The sequence below is a fragment of the Streptomyces sp. NPDC004134 genome (genome assembly GCF_042874195.1).
Taxonomy (GTDB): Bacteria; Actinomycetota; Actinomycetes; order Streptomycetales; family Streptomycetaceae; genus Streptomyces.
This window is the reverse complement of the sequence record NZ_JBIAMS010000032.1, coordinates 91,446-107,535: the sequence shown is the minus strand read 5'-3', so window position 1 is coordinate 107,535 and position 16,090 is coordinate 91,446. Positions and strand designations below refer to the sequence as shown.

General features: G+C 74.6%; 12 protein-coding genes. 8 read left to right on the top strand and 4 right to left on the bottom strand.

The features are described 5' to 3' along the window. Nucleotides 1–250 precede the first annotated feature (250 nt). Nucleotides 251–2,155, top strand: a complete 1,905-nt coding sequence (gene nhaA, locus ACFYVJ_RS30885; protein WP_388898488.1) for a Na+/H+ antiporter NhaA — start codon at nucleotides 251–253, stop codon at nucleotides 2,153–2,155. Between the two features lie 121 nt (nucleotides 2,156–2,276). On the opposite strand, the gene ACFYVJ_RS30880 is transcribed toward nhaA, so the two are convergent. From ACFYVJ_RS30880 to ACFYVJ_RS30865, 4 genes are all read right to left on the bottom strand, one after another. Beyond that, the gene (locus ACFYVJ_RS30880; RefSeq protein ID WP_388898485.1) at nucleotides 2,277–4,256 is read right to left on the bottom strand and encodes a glycogen debranching N-terminal domain-containing protein; all 1,980 of its coding nucleotides are present in this window, start codon (nucleotides 4,254–4,256) and stop codon (nucleotides 2,277–2,279) included. Then, nucleotides 4,253–5,707: a hypothetical protein gene (locus ACFYVJ_RS30875; protein WP_388898483.1), complete on the bottom strand. Its 1,455-nt coding sequence runs from the start codon at nucleotides 5,705–5,707 to the stop codon at nucleotides 4,253–4,255. The genes ACFYVJ_RS30880 and ACFYVJ_RS30875 overlap by 4 nt, the downstream gene beginning before the upstream one ends. Further along, nucleotides 5,704–6,504 (bottom strand): sugar phosphate isomerase/epimerase family protein, encoded by an 801-nt coding sequence (locus ACFYVJ_RS30870; protein WP_388898480.1) that lies wholly within the window; start codon nucleotides 6,502–6,504, stop codon nucleotides 5,704–5,706. The genes ACFYVJ_RS30875 and ACFYVJ_RS30870 overlap by 4 nt, the downstream gene beginning before the upstream one ends. Nucleotides 6,505–6,580: 76 nt before the next feature. Continuing rightward, nucleotides 6,581–7,627 (bottom strand): zinc-binding alcohol dehydrogenase, encoded by a 1,047-nt coding sequence (locus tag ACFYVJ_RS30865; RefSeq protein ID WP_388898477.1) that lies wholly within the window; start codon nucleotides 7,625–7,627, stop codon nucleotides 6,581–6,583. A 155-nt stretch (nucleotides 7,628–7,782) separates the two neighbouring features. Between ACFYVJ_RS30865 and ACFYVJ_RS30860 the strand changes: the two genes are divergently transcribed. The 7 genes from ACFYVJ_RS30860 (at nucleotide 7,783) to ACFYVJ_RS30830 (ending at nucleotide 16,069) form a co-directional block, all read left to right on the top strand. Beyond that, the gene (locus tag ACFYVJ_RS30860) at nucleotides 7,783–9,186 is read left to right on the top strand and encodes an ABC transporter substrate-binding protein (protein ID WP_388898474.1); all 1,404 of its coding nucleotides are present in this window, start codon (nucleotides 7,783–7,785) and stop codon (nucleotides 9,184–9,186) included. A 48-nt stretch (nucleotides 9,187–9,234) separates the two neighbouring features. Further along, nucleotides 9,235–10,251 carry a carbohydrate ABC transporter permease gene (locus tag ACFYVJ_RS30855; RefSeq protein WP_388898471.1) on the top strand — a complete coding sequence of 339 codons (1,017 nt, stop codon included), beginning with the start codon at nucleotides 9,235–9,237 and terminating at the stop codon, nucleotides 10,249–10,251. Further along, on the top strand, nucleotides 10,251–11,117 hold the full coding sequence (locus ACFYVJ_RS30850) for a carbohydrate ABC transporter permease (RefSeq protein ID WP_388898469.1): 867 nt from the start codon (nucleotides 10,251–10,253) through the stop codon (nucleotides 11,115–11,117). The genes ACFYVJ_RS30855 and ACFYVJ_RS30850 overlap by 1 nt, the downstream gene beginning before the upstream one ends. A 15-nt stretch (nucleotides 11,118–11,132) precedes the next feature. Further along, a complete protein-coding gene (locus ACFYVJ_RS30845) occupies nucleotides 11,133–12,332 on the top strand; it encodes an ROK family protein (protein ID WP_388898466.1) in 1,200 nt (399 codons plus the stop codon). Continuing rightward, nucleotides 12,329–13,219 (top strand): Gfo/Idh/MocA family protein, encoded by an 891-nt coding sequence (locus ACFYVJ_RS30840; protein WP_388898464.1) that lies wholly within the window; start codon nucleotides 12,329–12,331, stop codon nucleotides 13,217–13,219. The genes ACFYVJ_RS30845 and ACFYVJ_RS30840 overlap by 4 nt, the downstream gene beginning before the upstream one ends. Before the next feature lie 101 nt (nucleotides 13,220–13,320). After that, on the top strand, nucleotides 13,321–14,091 hold the full coding sequence (locus tag ACFYVJ_RS30835; protein WP_388898461.1) for an FHA domain-containing protein: 771 nt from the start codon (nucleotides 13,321–13,323) through the stop codon (nucleotides 14,089–14,091). Nucleotides 14,092–14,209: 118 nt separating this feature from the next. After that, entirely contained in the window at nucleotides 14,210–16,069 is a 1,860-nt protein-coding gene (locus ACFYVJ_RS30830) for a serine/threonine-protein kinase (protein ID WP_388898459.1), read from the top strand. The last annotated feature ends 21 nt before the right edge of the window (nucleotides 16,070–16,090 follow it).

Sequence of the window (16,090 nt, the reverse complement as noted above, 5' to 3'; positions counted from 1 at the left end):
CCGCGCCGCCGAATGGACCCCCCGCATGGACCCCCACACCCGCGACCGCGAATACAACAACTGGCTCAAAGCAGTCCAGCGCACCATGGGCTGGACCGAGGACACCCGGGCCGCGGACCCGCGGTGACCTCGGCGCCGTGCCGGAGCGCCGCGCACCGGGGGCAGCGCGTGCGCGGCGCGTAACATCGGTCCACGGCGGCGCCCCACGTCCTCGCGTCGACCACGGTTCGCGAGACGAGAGAGACCGAGCATGCCGCAGCCGGACGCCGCCCTGCCCGCCGACCGGACGACGGACGCCGGTCCGACCACCTCGGCCCGCTGGACGTTCATCCGCACCGAGAGCGGCAGCGCCACCTTCCTCGTCGCCGCCGCCGTCATCGCCCTCGTCTGGGCGAACGCCGCACCCGGCAGCTACGCGGACCTCTGGCACACCCACCTGTCGGTGGAGCTGGGCGACCGCAGTCTCGGCATGGACCTGCGCGAGTGGGTCAACACCGGGTTGATGACGCTGTTCTTCCTGGTCGTCGGGTTGGAGGCGCGGCGCGAGTTCGACATGGGGGAGCTGCGGGAACGGCACCGGATGACGCTGCCGTTCGTCGCCGGTGTGGCCGGGATGCTCGTACCGGTGCTCATCTACCTGGGCATCAACGCCGGCGACTCCTCCGCCTCCGGGTGGGGTGTCGCGATGTCCACCGACACCGCCTTCGCCCTCGGCGTGCTGGCCCTCCTCGGCAAGCGGTTCCCGCGGCGCCTCTACACCTTCGTCCTCACCATCACCGTCGTCGACGACTTCGTCGCCCTGGCCGTCATCGCCCTCGTGTACAGCAGCTCCGTCGTGTGGCCCGCGCTGCTCGCCGGCGTGGTGTTCTTCGCGGTGATCCTGGTCCTGCGCACCGCCGGCAGCAGGCGCGGCGCCGTCTACGCACTGCTCGGCGTCGCGATGTGGGTCGCCTTCGTCGAGTCCGGCATCGACCCGGTCGTCGTCGGGCTGCTCATCGGGCTCGCCACGTACGCCTATCCCGCGCCGCGCAGCGAGCTGGAGCGGGCCAGCGGGCTGTTCCGCTCGTTCCGGGAGCAGCCCACCTCGGAGCTGGAGCGGGAGGCGCGGCAGGGCATCGCCTCGGCGATCTCCCCGAACGAGCGGCTGCAGCGGATCTACCACCCGTGGAGCAGCTATCTGATCGTGCCGCTGTTCGCCCTGGCCAACACCGGTATCCAGCTCGACGGCGGGCTGCTGTCTCGCGCCTTCACCTCGCCCGTGACGCTGGGCATCCTGGCGGCGTACGTGCTCGGCAAGCCGATCGGCATCGTCGGCGCCACCGCGCTGACGGCGCGGCTGAGCCGCGGCCGGACGCGCCCGCCGGTCGGCTGGGCGGCGGTCGCCGGCGGCGGCACGATCGCCGGCGTCGGGTTCACGGTCGCGCTGCTGATCGCCACGAAGGCGTTCCACGGCGAGCAGCTCGCCCAGGCGAAGATCGGGATCCTCACCGCCGTCGTCTGCTCGGGTGCCGTGACCGCGCTCGTCGCCTTCGCCACCGCCCGGCTGCCGAAGGCGCGGCGCGTCCGCGCGCTCCTGGGCACGACGCCCGTCGTCGTGGACCTCGCGCTGCCCGTCGACCACGAGCGCGACCACATCCGCGGCCCGCTGGAGGCGCCCGTCACGGTCGTCGAGTACGGCGACTTCGAGTGCCCGTACTGCGGCAGGGCCGAGCCCGTCGTACGCGAACTCCTCGCCGACTTCGGCGACGTCCGCTACGTCTGGCGGCACCTGCCGCTGACCGACGTGCACCCGCGGGCCCAACTCGCCGCCGAGGCCGCGGAGGCGGCGGCAGAGCAGGACGCGTTCTGGCCCATGCACGACCGGCTGCTCGCCGCACAGGACCGGCTGACGCCGCGGGACCTGCTGGAGCACGCGGCGGACCTGGGGCTGGACGTCGCGCGGTTCCGCCGGTCGCTGCAGGCCGGCAGCGGCGCGGGCCGGGTCACCGCGGACACGGAGTCCGCCGACCTCAGCGGGGTCGCGGGGACGCCGACCTTCTTCGTCAACGGGCGCCGCCACCACGGCGCGTACGACATCGCCAGTCTCTCGGCCGCGGTACGGGCGGCGCGGGCGCGGGCGATGCTGGCGGAGGAGGACGCGGAGGAAGAGGAGTGACCGCCGGGCGCCGAGCGCCCCGGCGACCCGGTCGGCAAGCGAGGCCGCGCCCCGCCGGTACGCGGGGCGCGGCGTCCGGCACGGGCGGGGCGCGGAAGTGGGGGACCGGAGGCGGCGGGCGTCAGGTTCCGCCGCCCCCGGAGACTGCGGTGAGCAGCGCCAGCGGCGTGGCAGCCGCCCACGCCTGCGGGGAGCAGGCGTGTGGATACGGTACGGGTGCCGGGTGGTCGCTGCGTGCGTAACCGGCCAGCACCTCCGGCAGCCGCCAGCCGTGCGCCTCCGCGGTGGCCAGGAGCCCCCGGGTCAGCGTGCGGACCTCCGCGCCGAGCCCGTAGCGGGCCAGGCCGAGGGCGATGACGGCGTTGTCATGCGGCCAGCAGCTCCCGCGATGGTACGACAGCGGGTGGTAGGGCCGTTGACCGGCCGCCAGCGTACGCACGGCCCAGCCGGAGAAGAAGTCGCCGGCGAGCAGCCGCCGCCCGGTGCGCTCCCCGCGGTCCCGGTCCAGGATCCCGGACCACAGCAGGTGGCCGGCGTCCGAGGCGAGCGCGTCCGCCTGCCGCCCGCGGCCGTCGAGCGCCAGCGCCGGGAAGTCCTGGGCGGGAAGCCAGAAGTCGCGGTGGAAGCGGTCGCGCAACCCGGCGGCGAGGGCGTCGAGGCGGTCGGCGTAGGCCGCGTCGCCCCAGACGCCGCGGGCGAGCCGCGCGGTGCGGACGAGGGCGTCGTACGCGTAGCCCTGCGCCTCGGCGACGGCGATCGGCCCCTCGGCCTGGGTGCCGTCCGCGAAGCAGATCGCGCCCGCGGAGTCCTTCCAGTTCTGGTTGACCAGACCGCCGGGATCGGGCGTGTAGACCAGCCACCCCCGCTCGGCCAGCCCGCCGTCGCCCACCATCCACTCCACGGCGGCCCGCGCCTGCGGCTCCAGCCGCGCGGCGAGCGCGGTGTCCGCGGTGGCCCCGGCGTACGCCTGGAGCAGGACGAGGAAGAGGGGGGTGACGTCGACGGAGCCGTAGTAACGCCCGTACGGCACCTGCCGGAAGGCGGCCAGCTCACCGTGGCGCACCTCGTGCGCGAGGCGTCCCGGCTGCTCGGCGGAGAAGGCGTCGTGCCGGGTGCCCTGGGTGGCGGCGAGGGCGAGGAGGGTGTCGTGGGCGAGGGCGGGACGGTAGGGCAGCGCGAAGAGGGAGGTCAGCAGGGAGTCGCGGCCGAAGAGCGTGAGGAACCACGGAATCCCCGCGCCCGGCACGCGGAGTTCTTCGCCGCGGGGCCCGGCGGCGGGCACGCGCAGCAGCGCGAGGTCGGCGAGCCCCTGCGCGCAGGCGCGCCCGAGCGCGGCGCGCTCGGCGGGGGAGAGGGCGGCGGTGTCCGCTTCCACCGGCGGGTGGGCGAACGCGTCGGTGGCGGCACGGAGTCCGGCGGCGGCCTGCGCCGGGGTCGCCGCGTCCGCGACGGCCGGTGCGCCGTGCGGACGGGCCTCGACGCGCAGCACCAGCTCCGCGGCGCCGTGCGGCGGGAGGGTCAGCGTCCACCCGAGCCGCCGGGCGGTGCCGGTGCCGTGCTCCGCGGGCGTCACCTCGGCCGGCGGCGGGTCGCACCTCACCGTCGTACGGGACAGCCATCCCTCGCCGCGGCGGTACGTGAACTCCACGCCGTCCGGCCGCTCCCCGGCCTCCCGGGCCGCCTCCGGCAGGCGGGGGTACGTGCGGCCGTCCGACCGCAGCTCGAACTGGTCCGCGAAGTCCGCGTCCGCCAGCAGCTCAAGCCGGGCCGTCACCGGGTCCGGGCTGTTGCTGACCAGGCGGAGGCGTTCGAGCAGGAGGCCGGAGGCCACGGCCTGTTCGCGGAAGACCGTGTACGGGGCCGGGGCGTCGCGGCCGGCCGGCGGGGTGAGGACGCTCGTGGCCGGGACCGCGCTGTCGCGGGCCGGGGTGAGGACCGCGGGTTCCGCGCCGTCGACGGTCAGCCGCCAGCGGCTCAGGTGCCGGGCGTCGTGGCGGAACAGCCCGTCGGGGGACGCACCGCGGCTGCCGGTGACGCCGCCGCCCCGGGTGAGCGCCGCGAACGTACCGTCGCGTGCGAGCAGGACGCGTCCGTCGCTCATCGCGCGCCCGCCTCCGGCCACTGTCCGCCGGCCGACGCCAGGTCCAGCGCCAGCGCCGCCGTCCAACTGAAGCCCCGCGCGCCCCTGGCCGCGCCCGTCAGGGGGTCCACGTACTCCGCGAACCCCGACGCCGCCGCCCCGGTGAGCACCGCGTGCCGCAGCGCGTCCGCCGTCGCGGCGGCGCCGTGCCCGCGCAGGCCGCGCTCCAGCAGCCAGGCCGTGTTGAACCACGCCGGGCCGCGCCAGTACCGGGTGCGGTCGAACGCCCCGCCCTGAAGGTCGTACGACGCGACCAGCGGCAGCTCCCCGAGCCGGAAGTGCGCGCCCGCCAGGGTGTCCCGCAGCGTCCGCGCCACCGCGGGCGGCAGCCCGGAGGCGAGCAGCGGGGTCAGCCCGGCGACGCCGTACTCCTCGACGGCCCGGTCCGCCCGCAGGTCGCGGCTGCGGAAGATGCCCGCGTCCGCGTCCCACAGCCGGGCCACCAGCGCCTCCGTCAGCCGCGCGGCCCGCTCCCGGTGGCCGCCCGGGTCGGCGCCCAGCTCCGCCGCGATCTCCGCCATCGCCTCCTCCGAGGCGATCAGCAGCGCGTTCACGCACGGGTCCTCGACGGCGAAGCCGTGCCGCACCCCCGCGTCCGCGTAGCCCGCGTCGCGGTAGTCGGCGGCGAGCCGTACGTACCGCCCGTAGTCGAGGTCGGTCGGCCGGTCCGCCGGATCGCCGTGGTCGAGGTCGGCGCGGCGGAACGACGCCGCAGGGGCCGGCTCGATCCGGGCCAGCGGGCCGTCCCAGCAGGGGCTGTTGTCCATCCCGGACTCCCACGGGTGGACGATCGCGGCCAGCCCGGCGCCGCCCAGGTCGCGGTCCTCGGTGAGGTAGCGGTGCCAGGCGAGCAGCCGCGGGTACACGCGGGCCAGGAAGCCGCGGCGCGCGGAGGCCGCCGGGTCCGCCCGGTGCACCAGCAGCGCCGCGAGCGCGTGCACCGGCGGCTGCACGATGCCGGAGGTCTGGGTGTGCGCCGGGGCGCCGGCCCGGGCCCCCGCGCCCGGACCGGCGGCCCCGCCCCCGGCGCCGGCGGGGGAGCCCGCCGAGCGCCAGAAGTCCGGGCCGGGGAAGTAGGCGGCGTGCGGCACGGCCGGGTTGAAGACGATGTGCGGGATGCGGCCGTCGCCCCACTGGGCGCCGAGCAGCATCTCCAGTTCCCGCTGTGCCCGCCGCGGCGACAGGTGCCGCAGCCCGATCGCGACGAACGCCGAGTCCCAGCTCCACTGGTGCGGGTACAGCGTGCGCGAGGGCACGGTGGAGGTCCCGGTCCAGTTGCCCAGCAGCACCGCCGCCGCGGACCGCCACGGATCGTCCGCGCGTACGGGCCAGGACCCCCCGGCGCCCGTCCCGTCGCCCGGCGCCGCCGTCAGCGCCGTGGCGCCCCGCCCCTCCGCGGCCGCCGCCGTCATGCGCCGGCCCTGCGCAGGAACCCGGGCACGGCGGCGACGGCCGCCGCCGGGTCGCCGGTCAGCCGGCACTCGGCGGCGAGCCAGCCGGTGTAGCCGGCGGCACGGAGCGCGCCGAGCCAGGCGGGCCAGTCGAGATGGCCGGCGCCCGGCTGGAAGCGGTTGGAGTCGGAGACCTGCGCGTGCCCGATCCAGGGGGCGTTGTCGAGGATCGCGGCGGCGGGGTCGGTCTCCTCGATGTTCATGTGGTAGCTGTCGATGCCGATGCGCACGCTGTCCAGGCCGGCGGCGCGGATGAGTTCGGTGGCCTGCGCCAGCCGGTTGACCATGTGGTCCTCGTAGCGGTTCAGCGGCTCCAGGAAGAGCGCGACGCCCTCGCGGCGCGCGTGCTCGCCCAGTTCGGCCAGCCCGTCGAGCAGCACGGCGCGGTCGCCCGCCTCGTCGCGCGGCGGGGTGAAGGGCGGCAGCCGGCGGGAGAACATCCCGTACGACGCGGGCGTCTGCGCGCCGACGCCGCCGATCTCGGCGATCACCGAGAGCTGCGACTTCATCTGCGCCACCGCGTCGCGGCGCCGCCCGGCGTCGAAGTCGCCGAAGAAGTGCAGCATTTCCACGCAGACGGTGGGCATGACGACGCCGTCGGCGAGCGCGCGCTTCAGCTCGGGCAGCCGGGCGGCGAAGCGCAGGTCGCCCTGGGCGCGCAGCTCGATGCCGTCGTAGCCGGCGGCCTGCGCGAACTCCCACTTCTGCTGGAGGGTGTCGCCGGGCAGCAGTTGTTCCTGGGCCGCGAGGGAGAACATGGCGGGGCGGTCGGCCTTTCTGCCGGGGGGTGTGCGCGGGTGCGCGGAGCGGGGTGCGGGGTCGGGCACGGCGGTCTCAGAACTCCAGCACGACCTGGAGGGCGGCTTCTGGCCGCTCGTCGAGCAGGGCGTACGCGTCCGCCGCGTCCGCCGCCGGCACCACGTGGCTGACCAGCGGCAGCACCTCGACGCGGCCGTCGGCGACGAGCCGCAGGAACGTCTGCTGCAGCCGCTGCTGGTCCCACCGCCCGGCCAGCTCCGGCGGGACGCCGCCGATCTGGGAGCAGACGAGCCGGACCCGGTTGTGGTGGAACTCGTCGCCGAGCCGGAGCCCCACCGCGTCGCCCTGGTAGAAGCCGGCGGCCACCACCCGGCCGTCGGCGACGACGGAGCGGACGGCCTCGTGCAGCGCCGCGTACGCACCGCTGATCTCGATGGCCACGTCGGCGCCCCGTCCCTCGGTCGCCGCCCTGATCTCCTCGGCGACGGCGTCGGTGCGGGCGTTGAGCGTACGGGCCGCGCCGTGCTCCGCGGCCCGCTCCAGCCGGGTGCCGAGGGCGTCCACGGCGGTCACGGTGCCGCCGTTGAGCGCGGCGAGCCGGGTGGCGAGCAGCCCGATGACGCCCTGCCCGAAGACGGCGACGTCCTCGCCGACGTGGATGCCCGCGGCGAGGACCGCGTTGTATGCAATCGCTCCGACCCTGGCGAAGGACCCGGCGAGCGGGTCCAGCCCGGCGGGCAGCGTGTGCCCGGCCATCCGCTCCGCGGGGACGACGCCCTCGCTGCGGTGGCCCCAGATGCCCCAGACCAGGTCGCCTGCCGCGGGCAGGCCGGGGGTGCCGGCCAGTTCGGGGGAGACCTCGGTGACCTCGCCGACCTCGGAGTAGCCCCAGCCGGCGACCGGATACGAAAGCCCCGCCGCGTCCTCGCGGAACAGCCGGGCCGCCGGGTCCCAGGAGCGGGTCAGATACGGGTTCGTGCCCCGGTAGGCGGTGAGTTCGGTACCGGCGGAGATGCCGGAGTACCGGGTGCGGACCCGCAGGTGGCCCGGGGGCAGCGGGGCGCTCTCGTGCTCGGCGACCTCGACCTGGCGGGGGGCGGTGAACTGGACGACGCGTTCCACGGTGGGTGCTCCGGTTGGGCATATCGGGGGCACGGCTGTTAACGACTTGCGTCGAAGATATCTCAGACTTATGTCTTGTCAACATGAAAAAGTAGTGGTGAGATGCAGTCCGCCAACGCTTAAGTCGATCCAAGGAACAGTCAAAGGATCAGAACATGCGCACGTGGACCCGGCGGTCGCGGATCTCGGCCCTGCTCGCGGGCACCCTCGCCATGGGTGTGCTCGCCGGCTGCGCCACCGGCGCCTCCGGTCCGGGCAAGCCCGACCGGAAGATCACCGTGTGGTCGGAGGAGAGCCTGACCGACCGCATCGCCAGCACCCAGAAGGTCATCGACCGCTTCGAGGACGAAACCGGCGTCCAGGTCGAGCTGGTCGGCGTGGACGAGAACCAGCTCCCGCAGCTCATCATGTCGGCCGCCGCCGCCGGCGACCTGCCCGACGTGATCGGCGCCGTACCGCTCGGCCAGGCATGGCAGATGTACAGCAACGAACTGCTGAACACCCGCATCCCCGCCGAGGTCGTCGACCGGCTCGGCGAGGACACCTTCGACGCCAACGGGCTGCGCCTGACCGCCGACGGCGGCACCCGGCTCGGGGTGCCCTCCGACGCCTGGGTGCAGATCGTCGCGTACCGCCAGGACCTGTTCCGCGAGGCCGGTCTCGACGTCCCCGACGACTACGCGAGCCTGCTGAAGGCCGCCGAGACGCTGGACGTCAGGGGCCGCGACGGGATATCCGTCGCCACCGACCCCGCCGACGTCTTCACGCAGCAGAGCTTCGAGGACCTCGCCCTGGCCAACGGCTGCGACCTCGTCGACGGCGACGGCGGCATCGGCCTGGACTCCGACCGCTGCCGCACCGCCTTCGAGACGTACGACTCCCTCGCCCGCCGCTACGGCCCGCCCGGGCTGCAGACCGTCGACACCACCCGGGCCACCTACTTCGCCGGCCAGTCGAGCATGATCGTCTGGTCCTCGTTCCTCCTGGACGAGCTGGCCGGGCTGCGCAACGACGCCATGCCGAGCTGCGCCGAGTGCAAGGACGACCCCGGGTTCCTGGCCGCGAACAGCGGCATCGTCACCTCGCTCCAGGGCCCCGGCGGCAAGGACCCCGCCCAGTTCGGCGAGATCACCTCCTGGCTCGCCACCAAGACCGCCGAGACCGAAGCCTCCACCCAGTTCATCGAGTACATGATGAGCGCCGGCTACGAGGACTGGTTCGGCATGGCGCCCGAGGGCAAGATCCCGGTCCGCACCGGCACCCCCGGGCAGTCCGAGCGCTACCTCGACGCCTGGCGCGCCAGCGACATGGGCGTCGACACCAGGAAGTCCATGGAGGAGGTCTTCTCCCCCGAACTGCTCGACCAGCTCGTCGCCGGCGTCGGCGACATGAAGCGGTGGGGCATCGACCAGGGCGAGGGCGCGCTCGTCGGCGCCACCAACGGCGAGCTGCCCGTCGCCAAGGCCGTCGGCGCGATGACCTCGGGACAGACGAGTCCCGGGGAGGCCGCGCGCGAGGCGTACGAAGAGGTCGACGCGCTGAAGACGTCCCTTGACTGACCGGCCGGCCCCTCTCCCCCCGAGGAACCCTCACCGAGGAAACCGCACATGACCACGATCGACAGCCGTCCCGCGGCGAACTCCGCGGACCCCCGCCCGCCCGCGGGCGGCCGGCCGCGCGCCCGCCGCCCCATGACCGCGAGCCGCCGCGAGAACCGCGCCGGCCTGGCCTTCGTCAGCCCCACGTTCCTGGTGGTGCTGGTCGTCGTGATCGTCCCGATCCTCTGGACGGTCCTGCTGGCCTTCCAGGACGCCAAGCTCGTCGACATCCAGGGCATGGGGCTGTTCGGCAACTGGTCGCTGGAGAACTTCTCCGACGTCTTCGCCTCGGCCGGCTTCTGGTCCAGCCTCGGCACCACCCTCGTCTACACCGTCGGCGCCACCGCGGGCTCCGTGCTGCTCGGCCTCGTCGCCGCCCTCGCGCTGCGCCGCCCCTTCCGCGGCCGCGGCCTGCTGCGCGGCTCGATGCTGCTGCCGTACGTCGCGCCCGTCGTCGCCGTCGCGTTCGTCTGGGAGGTGGCGCTGAGCCCGCAGTACGGCGTGGTCAACGAGTGGGGCAGGGACGCCTTCGGCTGGGACGACCCGATCGCGTTCCTGTCCACCCGGCAGTACGAGGTCGGCCTGCTGGGCTGGCACTTCGACATACCCCTGGCCCTGCTCACCGTCATCGCCTTCGAGATATGGCGGTACTTCCCCTTCGCGTTCCTCTTCCTCCTCGCCCGGCTGCAGGCCGTGCCCGACACCCTGGAGGAGGCCGCCACCGTGGACGGCGCCACGGTCTCGCAGCGCTTCCGGCACGTCCTGCTGCCGCAGCTCATGCCCGTGATCGCGCTGCTGTGCGTGCTGCGCTTCATCATGACGTTCAACAAGTTCGACGACGTCTACCTGCTCACCGGCGGCGGCGCCGGCACCGACGTCGCCGCCGTGCGCGTCTACGACTTCCTCACCTCGCGCTTCGACGTGGGCGCCGCCGCGGCCCAGGCGCTCGTCCTGGCGGCCGTGCTGACGGTGCTGCTGGGCGTCTACTTCAAGTTCTTCGCCAAGCGGGTCCAGGAGGAGGCGTGATGACGCGCGCGCAGTTCGAGGACCGCCTCTTCGGCACGCTCCGCTGGGTGGTGATCGCGTTCCTGGCGCTGATCACGCTGGTCCCCTTCTACTACATGGTCGTGCTGTCGCTGAAGCCCATCGACTCCCTGCTGGTCGACCCCGGGTCGATGTGGGTGTCGGCCAAGGAGCTGACGACCGCGACGTACCGGGACGTGCTCAAGCCCACCGAGGACGGCGGCCAGGGCTTCCTGAAGCTGATGCTCAACTCGGCGCTGGTGTCGCTCGGCACCGTGGTCCTCACCCTCGCCGCCGCCGTGCCCGGTTCGTACGCCGTCAGCAGGCTGAAGTTCTTCGGCAGCCGCCAGGTCAGCGCCATGTTCCTGGCCGTCTACCTGTTCCCGGCCACGCTGCTCGCCGTCCCGCTGTTCGTGATGTTCGCGCGGATGGGCCTGTCCGGCAGCCTCGTGGGCCTGGCGATCGTGTACGTGGCCCAGACCGTGCCAGTCTCCATCTACATGCTGAAGAACTACCTCGTCACCATCCCGGCCTCCATCGAGGAGGCGGCGGCGCTCGACGGCTGCAGCAGGGTGCAGACGCTGCGCAAGGTGGTGCTGCCGCTGGCCGCGCCCTCGCTGATGGCCACCGGGCTGTACGTCTTCATGATCGCCTGGAACGAGTTCCTGTTCGCCCTGCTCTTCCTCGCCGCCGCGCCGGAGAGCTGGACCGTCTCCCTCGGCCTGGCGCAGCTCTCCAACGGCATCGAGGTCTCCAAGACCGTGCTCATGGCCGGTTCCGTGGTCCTCACCATCCCCGTGGTACTGCTGTTCTTCGCCGCGGAACGGCTCCTCACCGAGGGCCTGACCAGCGGCGCCGACAAGGGCTGAGCGGAGGGACGACGTATGCGCAACCAGGCCAGCGCGGGGCAGTTGCTCCAGCTCATCCGCACCGGCGAGGCCACGACCCGGGCCGCGCTCCAGGAGGCCACGGGACTGTCCCGCTCGACCGTCGCGGGCCGGCTCGACGCACTCCAGGCCGCCGGCTGGCTGCGCGGTGCCGCCGGCGTCTCGACCGGCGGCCGGCCCTCCGTGCAACTGGAGTTCGACACCGGGCACGCCGTCGTGCTCGCCGCCGACCTGCAGACCCGGCACGGCCGCGCCGCCGTCCTCGACCTCGCCGGCCGGCCGCTCGCCGAGCGCACCGGCGAACTGCGCGTCGGCGACGGGCCCGAGCCGGTCCTGGACGAGCTGGGGCGCTGGTTCGGCCCGCTGCTCGCCGAGGCCGGGCGCAGCGCGGACGAGGTGTGCGGCATCGGCATCTCGGTGCCGGGCCCGGTGGACTTCGACACCGGGCTCGTCGTGCAGCCGCCCATCATGCCCGGCTGGGACGGCTACCCGATCCAGGACCACATGCGCCGGTCCTTCGCCAAGCACGCGGAGGGCCCCGAGGACGTGCCGGTGCTCGTGGACAACGACGCCAACCTCCTGGCGTACGCGGAGCAGCGCGCCGGGTACGCCGGCTGCGCGGCCTTCGTGCTCGTCAAGGTCTCCACCGGCATCGGCGCCGGCGTCGTCGTCGACGGCCGCATCTACCGGGGCATCGACGGCGGCGCGGGCGACATCGGGCACGTACGGCTGCACGACGGGATGGACGCCCTCTGCGCCTGCGGCTCGTACGGCTGCCTCGCCGCCGTCGCCAGCGGCCGGGCGCTGGCCGGCCGGCTCACCGAGCTGGGCGTGCCCGCCACCTCCGGCTCCGACGTGCGCGACCTGCTGGCCGCCGGGCAGCCCGACGCGGTGCGGCTCGCGCGCGAGGCGGGGATGCGGGTGGGCGAGGTGCTGGCCACGGTCGTCACGCTGCTCAACCCCGGCGTGCTCATGATCGTCGGCGACCTCGCCGGCACGCCCTTCCTCACCGGCGTACGGGAGTTGCTGTACCAGCGCGCGATGCCGCGCACCACCGCGCACCTCCAGGTCGTCACGCCCGGACTGGGCGACGCCGCGGGGCTCGCGGGGGCGGGGGCGCTGGTGGTGGAGCACCTGTACGCGCCGGGACGCGCGGACGAACGGCTGGCGGCCCGCAGCGGAAGCCGGGCGCGATGACGGCCGGCGCGCAGGCTCCGGCGCCGCCGGTACGGGTCGGGCTCGCCGGCGCCGGACCCTGGGCCCGCGCCATGCACGCCCGGATGCTCGCCGCCGGGCCCGAGACCGAGCTGACCGCCGTCTGGGCCCGCCGCCCGGAGGCCGCCGCCGAGGCGGCCGCGCCGTACGGTGCCGCGGTCGCCGGCTCCTTCGCCGAACTGCTCGACGGCTGCGAGGCCGTCGCCTTCGCCGTGCCGCCCGCGGTCCAGGCCGGGCTGGCCGTACGTGCCGCCGCCGCGGGCAGGGCGCTGCTGCTGGAGAAGCCGCTCGGCAGCGACCTCGGCGCCGCCCGCGCCGTCGCCGCCGCGGTCGCCGAGCACGGCGTCGTCTCGCAGCTCGTCCTCACCAAGCGGTACCACCCCGCCACCCGCGACTTCCTGCGCCGCGCCGCCGCCGCGGACGTCACCGGCGCCCGCTCCTGTTACCTCCACGGCGCCTTCCTCGGCGGCGAGTTCGCCACCGCCTGGCGGCTGGAGCACGGCGCCCTGCTCGACCTCGGCCCGCACCTGCTCGACCTCCTCGACGCCGCCGTCGGCCCCGTCGCCGCCGTCCGCGGCACCGGCGACCCGCGCCGCTGGATCGAGCTGACCTGCGAGCACGAGAACGGCGCCGTCAGCCAGGCGTCGCTGTCCGGCAGCGTCCGGCTGCCCGCCGCCCGCACCCGCGTCGAGCTGTTCGGCCCCGGCGACGCACTCGTCTACGACACCGCGGGACTCGACCACGAGGAGTGCTGGCCCGTGCTGCGCCGCGAGTTCGCCGCCGCCGTCCGCGCCGGCCGCCCCGGCGCCCTCGACGCCCGCCGCGGCCTGCGCCTCCAGGAGCTGCTGCACCAGGCGCTGCCGGGCTGAACCACCGGCGGGCCGGGCCGGTTTCCCGCTTCGGGGACCGGTCCCCGGGCCGGGCGGGACACTGGTGGGGCACGTACCGTCACGAGCTCCGGAGGCCGGCGATGACCCTGCGAGAGAGCCTGGCGCGCGGCGCGGCGCCGTCGCCTCCCGGCACCCTGCACGCCCGCAGCGTCGCCGGCGGTATCCGGGTGCCGCCCGGCGCCGAGCGCGTCGTGCGCTTCGGGCGCGACAAGGACGAGGTCGACCTGTGCGTCGGCGAGGACGACCTGCGCGTCAGCCGCCGGCACGGCGAGCTGTCGTACCAGCGCAGCACCTGGTGGCTGCGGAACACCGGGCAGCAGCTCGTCCGGCTGCCCAGCGGCCGGCTCATGCACCTGAGCACCGAGCCGATCCCCCTCGCCCCCGGCTACACGCCGCTGTTCGTCAAGGGCTCGGGGCACCGCGAGCACCTCGTCGAGCTGTACGTCACCGACGCGGGCGAGGACGGCCGGGTGCCGCGGCACCGGGCCGAGACGCTGCCGCCCAAGCGCTGGAAGCTCTCCGGGGAGGAGCGGCTGGTGCTCGTCGTCCTCGGCCAGCAGTACCTGCAGTACGAGTCGGATCCGCGCCCGCTGTCGTACCGGCAGGCGGCCGAGCTGCTGGCCTTCCTGCCCGGCGCGGAGGGGATCACCAAGCGCGTCATCGAGCACCGGGTGGAGGACGTGCGCCGGCGGCTGGCGCGCGGCGGCTTCCCGTACCAGGTGACCCGGGGCGACGACGGCGGCGGCCCGAGCGACAGCGTCCTGAAGCACAACCTGCTGCGCGGACTGGTGGAATCCACCACCCTGGTGCCGCCCGATCTCGAACTCCTGGACGACTATTTCTCAAGCTGAGCGCGGTGTTCGCCGCTTCCGCGCGGCTGACGCGGGGAAGTCGTGAAGACGGCGTGCCGGCGCCGTGCGCAGCCGATAAATTTCGCCCTGCAGACGGGCGAAAGGAGTCGCGGTGCGCGTGGGTCAGCTTGTCGGCGACCGCTACCGGCTCGAAGAGCTGATCGGTGACGAGGGGCGCGGCGAGGTGTGGTTCGCCGCGGACGAGCAACTGGGCCGCACGGTCGTGCTCAAGCGCGGCGGGGCCATCGGCGAGCGCCCCCGGCTGCTCGGCGTGGCCCGGGCCCAGGCGAAGGCCACCCACCCGCACGTGGTCACGCTCTACGGCGTGGAGTTCATCGAGTCGGGTCCGGACGCCGGCTGCTGGCTGGTGATGGAGCACGTCACCGGCGGCAGCCTGGAGAAGCGGCCCAGGATGGCGCCGGAGAAGGCGGCCCGGATCGGGGCGCAGATCGCGTCGGCGCTCGCGGCGCTGCACGCCAACGGCGTCGTCCACTGCGACGTCAAGCCCGCCAACGTCGTCATCACCGACGACGGCACGCCCAAGCTCACGGACTTCGACTCCGCCCAGCGCACCGGCAGCAACGAGACCATCTCGCCCGACCGCCCGCTCAGTTACACCCCCGACTACGCCGCCCCCGAGGTCGTCAACGGCTCGCCCGTGCCCCGCTCGGACGTGTACTCCCTCGCGGCGATGCTCTACAAGGCCGTGACCGGCGTCCCCCACGACGAGGACGACGGCGAGGAGGACGAGTCCACCCTGCGGGAGTGGAAGGTCAGCCAGGGCGTGCTGCGCCGCGAGCGCGACACCGGGCCGCTCGCCGCGCCGCTCGAAGTGATGCTCCGCCGCCGGGCCGACCGGCGTCCCGACGCGGCCGAGGCACGCCGGTTGCTGGAGGAGGCCGCCGGGCAGCGCAGTCGGGCGCGCGGTTTCGGCTTCCCCGGCGCCCCGCGCCGGTACCCGCGGGCGACCGCCGCGGCCGGTACCGCGCTGGCGGCGGCGGCCGTGGCCGGCGCCCTGTTCTGGTGGCTCGTCCCCGACCGCGACGACGCGCCGGGCGGCACGCCGGGCGAGGGGAAACCGAACGCCGGCTCGGTCATCGGCGACCAGCGCACCATGGACCCCTGCGCGCTGACCGACCCCGGCGAGTTCGCCCGGTTCGGCACGTACGTGGAGCGGGACCGCGACTACGGCAACTTCGACCGCTGCGACGTGCTGGTCTACCCGCAGGGCGAGGAGGGCGAGCACATCGACGTCCAGGTCGAGTTCGACTCCGGGCCCGCGCCCGAGTCGCCGGCCCCGGTGCGTACCTTCGGCGGCATCGGCATCATCGAGGAGCCGCAGCAGGGCGACGAGTGCGCGCGGGCCCTCGTCCTGCCGGACGAGGCGGACCGCGACGTCAGCATCTGGATCTACGTCGACGGCGGGGCCGCCCGGGACTACGGCGGCCTCGGCACCCTGTGCGACATGGCCGACATCGCCGCCAGGACCGCCACCCAGACGCTGGGCAAGGCCCGCGCCGAGAAGCGCACCGTGCCGCGCCGCGACCCGCCGGCGCCGGACGTCTCGCTGCTGTGGCTGGACGCCTGCCGGCTCCTCGACGCCCGGGCGCTGGAGATCGTTCCCGGCATCGACGCCGGCGACCCCGACGTGGGCTTCGGCAACTGGGACTGCGACTGGTACAGCACCACGCGCGACATAGAGGTCCAGTTGCGCTACGACCGCGACCAGCCGCTCAGCGGCGAGGACGGCAGGGTGACCATGCTGGCGGGCCGCGACACGGTCGTCTCCCCGGAGTACGACGGCGAGGACACCTGCACCGTACGGGTCGAGTACCGCGAGTACCCCGACGAGAACGGCCAGAAGGCCGTCGAACTGCTCTACCTCACCCTCGACGGCGACGACGAGTCGCCTGACGAGCTGTGCGCGATGGCCACGCGGCTCGCCGAGACGGCCGCGGGAGAGCTGCCGAGGATCTGAGCCCGCCACGGCCCGCGCGCC